This window comes from Thermogutta sp., assembly GCF_039793925.1.
In the GTDB taxonomy this organism is placed as follows: Bacteria; Planctomycetota; Planctomycetia; order Pirellulales; family Thermoguttaceae; genus Thermogutta.
In genome coordinates, this window is record NZ_JBAMME010000130.1 from 14,187 (window position 1) to 26,786 (window position 12,600).

A 12,600-nucleotide genomic window follows, 5' to 3' on the forward strand; every position below is an offset into this window, starting at 1 on the left:
TGATTTGCAGAACCCCTCGCATTACACCTTGCCGTTTTCGACTGCTTGGCGGAGCTCCGCCAACTCCCGCTCGAATCCTCCCGAAAGAATCGGGAATCGGCACCAACTGCGTGGGTCAAGATCTTCGTCATCCACGTGAAAAGCCGGGGCATACCGCTCGCGCTTCCACTGGTTGCGGCACCACAATCGGAAGAATCGCTCGACCCACGTGACCAGTTGCTCGGGACCATAGTCCGGGAATTCGTGCCGCATCAGGCGATAGATCTCCCTCGGCGAAAGCTTGTCGCGAATGGCCGCCTTTTCAATAAAATCGAGAATCGGATAAGGCATCAAATCAGCTTCGTCCGTCTGCTGCTGCTCGCTGGGCCGCAATTCTGCCGTGGGCGTGAGAGCATTAACCTTGGCGAGAGCCGGCACGGGATGCAATCCTTCAGGCCCCACCTGCTCCAACCACTTCAACCACTGCCGTAAATATGTTTTGTTGATACCCGCAATCGGGCTGATGCTCCCACAGGTGTCGCCGTCCATGGTGGCATACCCCACCGCCGCTTCGGAGCGGTTACTGGTAGTCAAAAGTAAGGCGCCTTTGACGTTGGCCAGCAGCCAGGCACTGGGACCCCGCGCGCGGGCCTGGATGTTTTGCAAAGCGATGTCATGTTTCTCCCATGTAAGTGGATGCCCGAGAACCTCTTCGATCCGCTTGATGTAGAGTGTCACGATTTCGTCCACAGAAATACAAGACATGGTAGCGCCGAGGGAGGTCACCACGGCCGTGGCTGCCTCCCGAGTAGCGGGACTGTTGTTCCGAGTGGCTTGGTAAATACAGTGAAGAAGTTTTGCAATCCGCTCCTGATGAGTTTGAGTCGTTTTCAGCTCGGGAATGTGGCTGAGGGCCTGGCAAAAGGCTTCGTGACCCAGCTCCTGATGAGCTGCTTCGACCATGAGAGCCGCAAGGCAGGCGACTGCCGAGGAGTCAGCTCCACCGCTCACACTGACGACAAATCCCCTGGCTTTGCTCTTGCGGAGATAATCGAACAACCCAAGCATCACCGCCCGCGCGAATTCCTCCTCTTTGAGATACGGTCCCGTTTCCCAGGCGGGCCACTGCCCTACTTCCACAGAAGGTTCAATGTCGGGAAAATCCCAGGCGATATTGACCACCCCGTCATTGCGGAAAGCCAGATGAGGATCAAAACCTGCGGAACGGGCTCTGTTCACGCGGTTAAGCTCCACGTCCACGACACCGGTGGTCACCGTAACTGGCCGAAAACTGAACCGGGGGCCTGCGGCAATCATCCGTCCCTGCGAGGCAATCAGGACTCCCCCATCATAAATGACCCGCCCGGCTTCATTACCCATCAGGTTGGTGTAAATGTATCCCACATGGAATGCCCGCGAGCCTTCCACCACGAATCGCTTGCGCACCTCGTACTTGCCAAATGAAAAATGGCTCGCACTTGGATTGAGTATTAAATCAACTCCGCGGGAGGCCAGTTCACTTCCTGGTCGCTGCGCCACCCAAGCATCCTCGCAGATCTCAAAGCCGAGTCGAATCCCGCCCACACTGAATACATAATCACCGATCGGGTAATCGCGGCCGGCAATCTCAATCTGATCGCACACACCCGCCGGCCAGGGCTTGAACCACCGCGGCTCGTAATGGAGGCCCTCGGAGGCCAGGAACTTCTTAGGGACGAAGCCAAGGATTTCCCCATCGGCGACCAGGCAGGCGGAATTAAATACGGCGCATCGGTGGAAAAGGGGCAGTCCCAAGGAGACAATCATCCCCTTGGTATGGGGCAGACACTCCATCAGCACTTCTAATGCTGTTTTGTGGACGCCCGGCGAAAGAAACGCGTCCTCACAGCCATAGCCCGTGACGCATAATTCCGGCAAACACAGGATGGTTGCCCCTTCGTTTCGGGCAATTTCGATAGCACGCACAATATTGGTGAAGTTGTTGGACCAATCCAAGGGCGTCTGATTAACCGTCGCCCCTGCCACGCGGACCCGACTCATGGTGAAAACTCCTCGTGGTGAAAGCGGAGTTGGCGACGGCGGCGAGCAACGCCGCGAGCGATCTTTACCGGGAACGGTTTTGCCCCTCGCAGGGAAAGGCACTCAGCGGGAAAGGCACCCAGCTGGCGCTGAACATACTCCCGAATTTCTTCCAGATTCCTGTCCCTGTGAACTGGTTCGCTCCCCATCCAAAGCGGTTGCAGCAATTCTTTTGTGTCCTCAGCCGAATATTTCTCCGGTCCCTGGGGGGGAAGCTGGAGTGCCTGGGAATCGCGTTCGTCGTAAATCACATCCATCTGGGGCTGGTCCGCCACATAATACCGGCGAACCCGCAGGATTCCCGGCAGGGTCTGTTTGGCGGATTCCGCCGAGATTTTCATTCGATCATGCCAGTTTCCGTCCCCATCTTGGATGGCCGCCAGTTTGTAAACCACGGACAGCGCCGGCTCATCGAAGGCCGTAGTCAGCCGCGTACCAACCCCCCATGCGTTGATCTGAGCCCCAGCAGTTTTGAGCCGGGTGATCCGGTACTCATCCAGATCGCCGGACGCGAAAATGAGCACATCATTCAGGCCAGCTTCATCGAGCATTTGCCGAGCTTTCTGGCTCAACGCCACCAACTCCCCGGAATCCAGACGAATCCCGACCAGCCGGTGGCCTTTTTGTTTAAGCTTCTGTGCTACCTCGATCGCGTGTTTGACTCCCTGGATGGTGTCGAACGTATCCACCAACAACACACAACTGGAAGGATAACTCTCGGCGTAGGCCTGGAAAGCCCGGCGCTCGTCACCAAATGCGAGAATCCAACTGTGCGCTTGGGTTCCTCGAACAGGGATATCCCACAGTTTGCCAGCCAGCACATTAGAAGTGCCTACACACCCGCCAATGTATGTCGCCCGCGCCGCGATGAGCGCTGCCTCGAATCCCTGCGCTCGTCGCAACCCAAATTCGATGACCGGATCAGGATGAGCGGCCAGCGTCACCCTTGCTGCCTTGGTGGCCACCAGCGTGGGAAATCCTATCAGATTGAGGAGCGGCGTCTCTAGCAGTTGTGCTACTAACAGTCCAGCCTGAACCCGCAAAAAAGGCTCGTGGGCAAAAATGAGTGTTCCCTCCTCTACAGCGAGGACCTCCCCTTCAAAGCGCAGACGGGCCAAATAATCGAGAAATTCCTGACAAAAGAGCGTTCGGCCATCAGACGCCTTAAGAGTAGCCAGATAGCCAAGATCCTCCTCGGTGAATCGCCATCGCTTCAGAAAATCGATCACCGCTTCCATCCCGCACGCGACGGCGAACCGTCCGCCAAACGGTGCCCGGCGAAAAAACAGATGAAAAACAGCGTGGCGATCCGCCCAACCCTGGCGCCAGTATCCCTGGGCCATGGTCAACTGATAAAGGTCGGTCAATAGTGCTGGGTTGGCACAGATCGCCTTCGCGTAGCTCGTCATACACCAACCGTCCTAAAGATTTATTTTGCATGGGTTTTTCCCTATTATAAATCTTTCCCTTTTACCTGCCGGTGTAGGGCACCATAGTGGTCAGCCACCGTGACCTGCGTCCAATCAATATTTCCCCATTTTGAACGTCGTGGGCCTTTCACTGACGCGGCCGAGCAATTCCGCTACGTTGTGAGCCAATCTGATCAGGCATAGAATAGGTTGAGGATTACTAGCTTCGGTGTGAGGGTGCCCGGAGGATTCCGAGGCCGGGCTCTGGTTTGCGCAAACCGTGAGTTTTCGCTATTAATTCGTTCAGCGAGAGGGCTCTCCCATGTTCTCCCGCCACCCCTTGGCCCGTCGGCGACGACCACGTCACACGATGCTATCGCGCTTGTTCTGTACCCTTTTCTGCATTTTGCTCCTAGTGGCTTCGGGCAGTGTGACATCCAGTGCGGCGGGGGAAGAAAATCAGAAAGTTTTTGGCTTCAATGGGCCGCTCGTCTCACGCTGGCTGACAAGCGTGAGCTGGCCAAGTCCATGGGAATATCAAAAGGCCGGGTTGGGTGGCGATGTTCGCATCACGGTGGAAGCCGACCCCCAAGACCCTCACCAGCGTGTGCTCCGTTTGCGGGCGACACGCGCATCTTTCGTTCTTTATCAGGATCTGCGCTCTCGGCCGTTTGCCGCGGATCGCTTTCCTTTACTTTCCTGGCGATGGAAGGCCCTGACGCTTCCCCGGGGCGGAAATGCCAATTACGACTCGACCAATGATCAGGTCCTTCAGGTGTATCTCGCCTTCCGTCGTTCCGACGGATATGACGTGATCGGCTACGTATGGGATAATCCCGCCCGAGAAGGAGACAAAGACGTCATCCACCGCACATACAATTCGCTCATTTTCGGCCGGGTGGAGCTCTATACGCTCGTTCTGCGGCGGGGCACTGCTGACGAGTGGTTGACAGAAAGCCGCAACGTCACAGAGGACCATGACAGGTACTTCAAGAACTCGCGCCCCCTTGTGGTGGCCATCGGCATCTGGTGCGATTCCGATCACACAAGCAGTGTGGCGGAAGGGCTGATCGGCCCGCTTATCTTCTCCGAATCGACCGCCAAGCCGTGATGGTATTCGCGAATCCCAATCAAGCGTAGGGAAAGAAGAAACAGGCCCATCGATGAGCCCGAAACGAGCCAGCCGTTCCCGCCGTACCACAGCGACGCGCCCGCAGGAGCCAGCTCCCGATCTGTTCGAAGGGGCATCTCAAGACAATCCAGCGCCCGGACAGACGGACAATCCCGCCGTGTCGACATCCGCGCCATCCTCCGCCTCAAGCCACAAATCAGAAGAGCTGTTTCGTGGCAAACGCGTCTTTGTGGTGGACGCCCACTCGCTCATCCACCAGTTGTTTCATGCTTTGCCAGAAATGACCTCCCCCGACGGGCGCCCGGTCAATGCTGTATTCGGATTCGTCCGGGATATGATTCATCTGCTGACCAAGTACAGGCCGGATTTTCTCATTTGCGCCTTTGATGCGAAGGAACCAAGCTTCCGGAAGGAAATTTACGCCGAATACAAAGCCCACCGGCCCGAACTCGATGCCGACATCATCCCGCAAATTGAACTCATCGAACAATTTCTGGAAGCCCTCGGCATACCGGTCATCCGTCGGCCGGGGTTCGAAGCCGACGACATCATGGCAACGCTCGCGGCGATTGTTGAATCGCAGGGAGGCGAGTGCGTCCTCGTCACCAACGACAAAGACTGCCGCCAGCTTATCACCGATCGTGTAAAACTGCTCAATCTGCGCAAGGAAACGTATATGGATCGCGAGGCCTTGTTCCGCGAATGGGGCATCACCCCGGAACAGGTCGTCGATTTTCAAGCCCTTGTGGGAGATAGCAGCGATAACGTGCCGGGCGTTCCCCTGATTGGTCCTAAGGCGGCCCAAGAACTCCTACAGCGCTACGGAACGCTCGAGGGCATTTACGAGCATCTTGGAGACCTCTCTCCTGGCAAAAAACGTGACAATCTTGAGGCCTATCGCGAACAGGCCTTTCTCTCTCGAGAGCTCGTGCACCTCAGACGGGACGTGCCGCTGGATCTCCAACCTCAGGAGCTCGCGCTGAAGCCTGTTCAGATAGATCGGGCCATCGAGTTGTGCCGCCAACTCGGTTTTCGCCGACTCATTGCAGATCTTCAAAAGCTCGCACCCCAGCAAGAAGCGGTCCCGCCTTCCCAGACCGTCTCCTATCGTTACCACGTTGTCCAGTCAATTCGAGATCTGAAGGACCTGGCGGACAGGCTGGCCCAAGCCAACGCAATGAGCTTGGATACAGAAACCACGGACATCCGACCCCGCTGGGCCGATCTGGTGGGTATCTCCCTGGCAGTGAACCCACACGAGGGATTTTACATCCCGGTGCTCACGCCAGAAGGAAGTCCGGCCCTCTCACGCGAGGATGTGCTCGCCCATCTGGGACCGATTCTCAGCAACAAAGAAATTGCAAAAATCGGCCAAAACCTGAAATACGATCTGGTCGTGCTTCGCTCCTGCGGATTCGATGTCCAGGGGCTTGGTTTCGATTGCATGCTCGCCGACTATCTTTTGGATCCCGGTTCGCGATCCCACAGTTTGGACGAGCAAGCCGCCCGGTTGCTGGGCCACGAAACGATCAAGATATCCGAGCTCATCGGAACCGGCCGCAAGCAAAAGCAAATGAGCGAGGTGGCGCTCGATGACATTGCACGGTACGCCGTCCAGGACGCTATTCTCCCCTGGCATCTGCGGAAAAAACTGCAGCCGCAACTCGAGCGGGAGGAACTGGCAAAACTGTTCGCCGAGGTGGAAATGCCCCTCGTGGAAATCTTGGCAGAAATGGAATATCACGGTATCCGCGTGGATACGGAACGCCTGCGAAAGCTCGGGGAAGAGTTCGAACGACAAATGCAGATCCTGGAAGAGGAGATCTACCAACTGGCCGGGGAAAGATTCAACATCGGCTCTCCAAAACAGCTTCAGGAGATCCTTTTCGATAAACTTCAACTGCCCAGCTCGAAGAAAACGAAAACCGGGATCAGCACAGATTCCGAGGTCCTGGAGGAGCTCGCCGCCATTCATCCTCTCCCCGCCAAGATCATTGACTATCGGCAGTACGCCAAACTGAAGAGCACGTATGTTGACGGCCTGGCCACAATGGTGTGTCCGCGAACCGGCAGAGTCCACGCGTCATTTCACCAGGCCGTGACCGCCACAGGACGGCTCAGTTGCAGCGATCCCAATCTCCAAAACATCCCGGTGCGAACAGAGGAGGGACGCGGAATCCGATCCGCCTTTGTCGCCGAAGAAGGTTGGCGTCTGATTTCCGCCGATTATTCCCAGATCGAGCTCCGTATGCTGGCGCATTTCTCCCAGGACGAACGCTTGTGTGAAGCGTTCCACCGCGACGAGGATATTCACACGGCAGTTGCTGCGGAGGTGTTTGGCGTCCCTCCCAACCAGGTAACCCCCGAAATGAGGCGGAAAGCCAAAGCTGTCAATTTTGGAGTAATCTACGGGCAAACGCCATTTGGCCTGGCCAAGCAATTGAGAATCTCCAAAGAGGAAGCCGCATCCTTTATCGAGGCCTACTTTGCCCGCTATCCGGGAATTGATCGATTTCTCCTCAGCGTGCTGCAGGAGTGCCGTCGTCAAGGATATGTTCGCACAATCCTGGGGAGAAAACGGCGGATTTCCGGCGTGCGGGAAAATCCTACCCGCCAGCGTAACCTTCCGGAACGGACGGCCATCAACACGGTTGTGCAGGGTTCGGCGGCCGACCTTATCAAACTGGCCATGATCAGAGTCCGGAACGCTCTCCGAGCGGCGGGCCTGGCCGCAAGGATGATTCTCCAGGTCCACGACGAACTCGTGTTCGAATGCCCAGCCCACGAAGTGTCCGCCACGGCCCGCATCGTTCGCCAGGAAATGGAATCGGTCATGAAGTTGAATGTCCCGCTCAAGGTGGATGTGGGTGTCGGACCGAATTGGAATGATATGGAGCCAGCATAAACCAGGGCCCTGTATCAAATCTGACACAGGACAAGCCTGTCAGGCGTATGGGAGGAGGCTCCCTCCCGCGGTCAGCTACCGGCAGGGGCGCCCTTTCGTGAAGCACATCAAGCATGATTACATTGGGTCTACTCGGTCCCCCAGCATCGGGAAAGTCTCTGGTCGCATCGGAGTTCGCTCAGCTTGGGGCGGAAGTTTTCGATGCGGACGAAGCAGCGCATCGGGCGCTTGGCCAGCCAGCGATTCGGCGCTTTCTCGGCCGAGTTTTCCCATCGTCGATTTTCCCCTTAATGGGGGAAGTCGATCGAAGACGCATTGCACAGCTCGTATTTGAAGATGATGAGCTATCCCGGGAGCGACGTCGAATCCTGGAGCGGGTCATCCATCAGGCCGTCCTGAAAGAATGTCTGAAGGAGCAAGAAAAGCACCGACAACAGGGGTGCCCGGTCTTCGTCATTGACGCCCCGTTGCTCTTGGAGGCTGGCTGGAGTACACTATGTCAGAGGTTAGTTTATGTTGACACGCCAAACAAGATTCGATACGATCGGGCGGCTGCTCGAGGCTGGAAGCCCGAAGAATTGGAACGCCGGGAGAGGTGGTTGATCTCGCGGAGCGTCAAAAAGGTCCGGGCGGACTTTGTGATTGACAACTCCGAGAGTATCTCTCACCTCCGAGAACAGGTCACGGACGTCTGGCAGATCCTTATCGCCGAACTAACTTCCCAATAGCCCCTGACAATCGCGCCATGCCTGCCGATCTCGATGGGGTGGTGTAAAAGATCAAGGGTCGTCTGACGTTCGCGCCCTGGGTTTGGCGAGCTGCGACCAAGCGGAGCGGAATAGCTGGCTTACGCGATTCCGGCTATCGGGAGTGACCGAGTTTTCCGATGCCCGCGTTCGATGGGGTCGCAAATAAAAGACGATGCCCGGCGGCAATCCGAGGAAATTGCGAAATTTACATAAAAGGAGTCAAAGCGAACACAGTGCGGCGCGTAGCCGTGAGGCGGAAAGAGAACTCATCGGCCTATGCGCCGGCACATCGGTGCGTTGAGTATGTTTTTTCCGGTTCGATTTTGGAAAAGATTCTTTGAATCTTCCGACCTGAGCCACTTGAAGCGGGAGTGATCCATCCCCTAGAACATTGGTTGGGTGCGGTAACGGCTACTCCATCCGTTTTACAATGTTGAGTCCCACCTACTGGCACCGTTCGCGTGCCGCCGGAAGGTCGTAACCTTGTCACAGGAGACTGACGCCATGTCCCAGTCGAAAGACGTCCGATCTTTTTCCGATTCCCGAAGATTCGGCGAGGAAGAATCCAACGGGAAAGGTGCGCCCCCCCAGCGTGGTCGGCAAGGCTTTCGTCGCCGTCGTCACGACCGTGACGAACCACTCTCCATTGCGGAACAGCTCATGGATGGCCGCTTTGAAGAGGAAGAAAACGACGAAGAAGCCCAGCAGTTCGAACAGGTGAAGCGATCGGGCGACACCCACATCGCCGAGCTTCAGAGGATGTCGATGGCCGAACTCATTGAGGAGGCCCGCAAAGAAAACCTCTCCGATACCGAAATCGCGGGCATGAAACGGCAGGACCTCATCTTCCGCATCCTCAAAGAGCGGGTGAAGATGAGCGGGCTGATGTATGGAGAAGGAACCTTGGAAATCCTGCCGGATGGTTTCGGCTTTTTGCGAAGTCCCGATTACCACTATCTGGCCTGCCCGGACGACATCTACGTTTCCCCCAGCCAGATTCGCCGTTTCGGCCTGCGAACGGGAATGACGGTGTCAGGCCAAATTCGGCCGCCCAAGGAAAACGAGCGGTACTTTGCACTTTTGCGGGTGGAAGCCGTCAATTATGAAGATCCCAACCTGGCTGCCAAAAAGATTTGGTTCGACGACCTCACCCCCTGCCATCCCGACAAACGAATCATCCTCGAAACGACCCCGGAAGAGATTGAATGTCGGGTGGTGGACCTCATCGCCCCCGTGGGATTTGGACAGCGGGGCTTGATCGTGAGCCCACCTCGAGCGGGGAAGACGATCCTGCTCCAAAAGATGGCCAAGGCCGTCCTCAAAAATTACCCGGACTGCTACGTCTTTATGTTGCTCATCGACGAGCGCCCGGAAGAAGTGACGGATATGGAGCGCCAGGTCAAAGGTCGCAACTGTGAGGTGATCAGTTCGACATTTGACGAGGCCCCTGCCCGACACATCCAGGTCTCGGAAATGGTCATCGAGAAGGCTAAGCGGATGGTGGAATACGGGAAGGATGTCATCATATTCCTGGACTCCATCACCCGACTGGCTCGGGCATGGAATGCCGAGTGCCCGGCGTCTGGGAAAATCCTCACGGGTGGCGTTGACGCCAATGCCCTGCAGCGGCCCAAGCGGTTCTTCGGGTCGGCGCGAAAGATCGACGAAGGCGGCTCCCTCACGATCATCGCCACCGCCCTGATCGACACGGGCAGCAAGATGGACGAAGTCATTTTCGAGGAGTTTAAGGGCACCGGAAACATGGAAATCGTGCTCGATCGTCGGTTGGTGGACAAACGCATCTGGCCGGCGATCGACATCAATCGTTCGGGAACTCGCCGCGAGGAAATGCTCCTGGACCCGGAAGAGCATCGGCGGATTTGCATCCTCCGTCGTGTTCTCAATGAGATGAATCCACCCGATGCCATGGAGTTTCTCGTGAGCCGCCTAGCTAAGACCAAGACCAACGCGGAGTTTTTGATGAGCCTCAACGTCCGCTGATGCGGGCGGATATGCGAGCGTGCGGCAGACGGGCAACCTGTTTTCGGGTGTTACCCCAGCAGTGGTGGACCACGGTTTCTCAACAACGCGCCTACCGATCACTACCGCCCTTCACAGGAGGCAAAGAGACGGTTTTGAGGGAGTGGGCGTGACAGACAGCCGGTTCGACGACCAATCCGCAGCCAGCTATGAATCTTCGTGAACGCTTTCCCGGAATTTACGTCTTCGAGGGAACTGCCGAGTTACCCCCAGGACGCTTTGCCGTGATCGTTTCCCGTTTTAACGAGACGATCACACGTGGGTTACTTCAGGGTGCCCTGGAAACTCTCACCTCGGGCGGGGTCCCCGGTGAAGCCATTGACGTCTTCTGGGTTCCGGGAGCGTTTGAGATCCCCACCGTCGCCCAGCGGTTGGCCAGCTCGCAGAAATATCGGGCGGTCATCTGCTTGGGTGCTGTCATTAAAGGGGAAACTTCCCACGACCAGCACATCAATCGCGCGGTGAGCCTGCAAATTGCCGAAATCGGTGTAAAAACAGGAGTCCCGGTTTTATTCGGAATAATCACATGCGACACGCTTGAACAGGCCATGGCACGGTCAGCAGGCAGTGATGTTGTCCGAAATAAAGATCGGTTGGGGCGACCAGTCAGCAACAAAGGGGCAGAAGCCGCCCAGGCAGCTCTCGAAATGGTCCGTCTCATGGAGCAAATAAAGCAACATCTGGAAACGCACCAGAACGACGTGACAACCGCCGGAAAAGCACGGTCCGGAGGGGCTTGCAGTGCGTGATGCGATGGAGCAAATGACCGGTCGGAGAAAAGCCCGGGCAGTCGTCCTACAAATCCTCTATCAGGACGATCTTAATCCGCAACACAACCCCGCCGATGATGAACAGACATTGCGTCAGCGTCTCCGGCGGCCCGAGTTGGTCCGCTTCGCGACCGAGTTGCTCAGTGGAGTGCGGAAATTCCGTCAGGAACTGGACGCCAAGATTGAGGCAGCGACCGAAAATTGGTCCTTAAGTCGAATGGCCGTCACTGACCGCAATGCCTTGCGGATCGGGGCCTACGAGTTGCTTTATACCGACGTTCCCCCTCAGGTGGCGATCGACGAAGCCGTTGAACTGGCCAAGACATTCGGCACACAACAATCAGGACCTTTTGTCAACGGCATTCTCGACCGACTGTACCGCGAGATCATTTTGGGGTGTGCTCGCACACCAGAGAAGCCCTGACTTTGCGCTCCTTCGGCAGCGTGTACAACAACGGGGGGTCCATGCCATAAAGTTTTTGAACCATGATGGTGGAATCCCAGGCCGGTACTGCCTGGTGGCAAGGCCCAAGGTATCAGGCGGCAAGCCTGTGAAGTGGAAGAGAGAGTATTTTGAGGGAGGCAAAAGGCAATTCGGTGGGTCACGACTATGGGACTGCTCGACCGCATTAAACAAGGCCTGAAAAAGACAGCCCAAATCCTTCAGACGGATATCCGCGATCTTTTCAAGACGCGGGGAAGGCTCGTCGATCAGGCTTTTCTGGACGAGCTCTTCGAGGTCCTGGTTCGGACCGACATGGGAGTTCAAGCAGCTCAGCAGCTCGTCGATCAGATCGGTCAGAAATACCGCAACCGCGTCATCGAGTGGTCGGAAGCGATTGAGGAAATCAAGAAGGGTCTCAAAGAGCTTTTGCGGCAGCCCGAGTCCCCTATCCGTTTCGCCAGTCAAGGCCCCACCGTGATCATGGTTTGTGGGGTTAACGGGTGTGGGAAGACCACAACCATCGCAAAGTTGGCCTATATGTTTCAGTCGCAGGGCAAGAAGGTCGTCCTTGGAGCAGCGGATACTTTCCGCGCTGCGGCCGTGGAGCAACTGAGTATCTGGGCCCAGCGGCTGGGCGTGGATATTGTGACAGGTCCCCAGGGAAGTGATCCCGCAGCCGTCGGTCATCGAGCGGTGGCCCGAGCCATCGAAATGCACGCCGACGTGTGTATCGTCGATACAGCGGGACGGCTGCAAACACATCAGAATCTGATGCGGGAGCTCTCCAAGATCCACCGTGTGTTGGGAAAACAGATCCCTGAGGCTCCTCACGAGGTCCTCCTCGTCCTCGACGCCACCACAGGTCAGAATGGGATCAGCCAGGCCAAACACTTCAGCGAGGCCGTCAAATGCACCGGCCTTGTCCTCGCAAAACTGGACGGCACAGCCAAGGGCGGGGTGGTCGTTGCGATTCGACAGCAGATGGGACTGCCCGTCAAATTTGTCGGTGTCGGGGAAAAACCGGAAGACCTCCTGCCCTTCGATGCCGATAGCTTCGTGGACGCAATGTTCGCTGAGAGCTGAGGTTGTGTT

The 12,600-nt window shown here is 56.7% G+C and carries 9 protein-coding genes; 7 read left to right on the plus strand and 2 right to left on the minus strand.

The features are described from left to right. Positions 1–21 precede the first annotated feature (21 nt). Both nadE and pncB read right to left on the minus strand, forming a co-directional pair. Positions 22–2,019: an NAD(+) synthase gene (gene nadE, locus ABJK56_RS04845; protein WP_347243536.1), complete on the minus strand. Its 1,998-nt coding sequence runs from the start codon at positions 2,017–2,019 to the stop codon at positions 22–24. Further along, the gene (gene pncB / locus ABJK56_RS04850) at positions 2,016–3,467 is read right to left on the minus strand and encodes a nicotinate phosphoribosyltransferase (protein WP_347243537.1); all 1,452 of its coding nucleotides are present in this window, start codon (positions 3,465–3,467) and stop codon (positions 2,016–2,018) included. Before pncB ends, nadE begins: the two co-directional genes overlap by 4 nt. A gap of 370 nt (positions 3,468–3,837) precedes the next feature. Here pncB and ABJK56_RS04855 point away from each other — a divergent pair, with 370 nt between their 5' ends. The 7 genes from ABJK56_RS04855 to ftsY all read left to right on the plus strand — a co-directional run bounded on the left by ABJK56_RS04855 (position 3,838) and on the right by ftsY (position 12,591). Continuing rightward, positions 3,838–4,578: a DUF3047 domain-containing protein gene (locus ABJK56_RS04855; RefSeq protein WP_347243538.1), complete on the plus strand. Its 741-nt coding sequence runs from the start codon at positions 3,838–3,840 to the stop codon at positions 4,576–4,578. Between the two features lie 52 nt (positions 4,579–4,630). After that, positions 4,631–7,504 carry a DNA polymerase I gene (polA, locus tag ABJK56_RS04860; protein WP_347243539.1) on the plus strand — a complete coding sequence of 958 codons (2,874 nt, stop codon included), beginning with the start codon at positions 4,631–4,633 and terminating at the stop codon, positions 7,502–7,504. Between the two features lie 113 nt (positions 7,505–7,617). Then, positions 7,618–8,232, plus strand: coding sequence for a dephospho-CoA kinase (coaE, locus tag ABJK56_RS04865; protein WP_347243540.1), 615 nt, complete (start codon positions 7,618–7,620; stop codon positions 8,230–8,232). Between the two features lie 525 nt (positions 8,233–8,757). After that, on the plus strand, positions 8,758–10,254 hold the full coding sequence (gene rho / locus ABJK56_RS04870; RefSeq protein ID WP_347243541.1) for a transcription termination factor Rho: 1,497 nt from the start codon (positions 8,758–8,760) through the stop codon (positions 10,252–10,254). Between the two features lie 188 nt (positions 10,255–10,442). Then, positions 10,443–11,042: a 6,7-dimethyl-8-ribityllumazine synthase gene (gene ribH / locus ABJK56_RS04875; protein WP_347243542.1), complete on the plus strand. Its 600-nt coding sequence runs from the start codon at positions 10,443–10,445 to the stop codon at positions 11,040–11,042. After that, positions 11,035–11,487, plus strand: coding sequence for a transcription antitermination factor NusB (nusB, locus tag ABJK56_RS04880; RefSeq protein WP_347243543.1), 453 nt, complete (start codon positions 11,035–11,037; stop codon positions 11,485–11,487). The genes ribH and nusB overlap by 8 nt, the downstream gene beginning before the upstream one ends. A 186-nt stretch (positions 11,488–11,673) precedes the next feature. Then, positions 11,674–12,591, plus strand: coding sequence for a signal recognition particle-docking protein FtsY (gene ftsY, locus ABJK56_RS04885; protein ID WP_347243544.1), 918 nt, complete (start codon positions 11,674–11,676; stop codon positions 12,589–12,591). Positions 12,592–12,600: the final 9 nt, after the last annotated feature.

What these genes read in the sequence shown, in the direction of transcription:
- nadE (WP_347243536.1), bottom strand. Translation starts at nt 2,019, where the DNA reads ATGAGTCGGGTCCGCGTGGCAGGGGCGACGGTTAATCAGACGCCCTTG.
- pncB (WP_347243537.1), bottom strand. Translation starts at nt 3,467, where the DNA reads ATGACGAGCTACGCGAAGGCGATCTGTGCCAACCCAGCACTATTGACC.
- ABJK56_RS04855 (WP_347243538.1), top strand. Translation starts at nt 3,838, where the DNA reads ATGCTATCGCGCTTGTTCTGTACCCTTTTCTGCATTTTGCTCCTAGTG.
- polA (WP_347243539.1), top strand. Translation starts at nt 4,631, where the DNA reads ATGAGCCCGAAACGAGCCAGCCGTTCCCGCCGTACCACAGCGACGCGC.
- coaE (WP_347243540.1), top strand. Translation starts at nt 7,618, where the DNA reads ATGATTACATTGGGTCTACTCGGTCCCCCAGCATCGGGAAAGTCTCTG.
- rho (WP_347243541.1), top strand. Translation starts at nt 8,758, where the DNA reads ATGTCCCAGTCGAAAGACGTCCGATCTTTTTCCGATTCCCGAAGATTC.
- ribH (WP_347243542.1), top strand. Translation starts at nt 10,443, where the DNA reads ATGAATCTTCGTGAACGCTTTCCCGGAATTTACGTCTTCGAGGGAACT.
- ftsY (WP_347243544.1), top strand. Translation starts at nt 11,674, where the DNA reads ATGGGACTGCTCGACCGCATTAAACAAGGCCTGAAAAAGACAGCCCAA.